This is a genomic window from Pseudovibrio sp. POLY-S9, from assembly GCF_001431305.1.
GTDB lineage: Bacteria > Pseudomonadota > Alphaproteobacteria > Rhizobiales > Stappiaceae > Pseudovibrio.
In genome coordinates this window covers 23,686-24,147 of the sequence record NZ_LCWX01000239.1, presented here as the reverse complement: position 1 = coordinate 24,147, position 462 = coordinate 23,686, and the positions used below count along the sequence as shown (strand labels likewise).

The window sequence follows — 462 nt, the reverse complement described above, 5'->3', positions numbered from 1 at the left end:
TGAGCGGCTTGCTGATTTGCGGCCGGCTCCGGGGGAGCGCGCAGAGCTCGGTGCAGGCAGAAAGCAGTTGGTGGTGCTTCCGGGCTCCCGAACCAGCGAGGTTTCGCGGTTGCTGGAGCCGTTTGGCGAAGCAGTCGCTTTGATTTGCGCGCAAGACCCGAATGTGGATGTGATCATTCCAGCAGTGCCTCATCAGGAGCAGCGCATTCGCGATGGTGTGGCTTCCTGGAAGGTGCAGCCACGTATTGTGACGGGTGAAGCTGAAAAGTTTGCGGCTTTGCGACAGGCAAATGCAGCGCTTGCGGCCAGCGGTACTGTGTCTTTGGAGCTGGCGATTGCTGGTGTACCTATGGTTATAGCTTACAAGCTGGACTGGTTCTTCCGCCGCCTGAAGCAGATCAACCGGTTCGTCAAGATTGTTGCGGTGGACACCATTGTGCTGCCCAACCTTGTGCTTGGGGA

At 58.2% G+C, this 462-nt stretch carries 1 pseudogene; it reads left to right on the top strand.

Annotated elements, in window-relative coordinates:
• Positions 1–462 (top strand): annotated as a pseudogene (locus PPL9_RS31650) (lipid-A-disaccharide synthase); the annotation flags it as partial.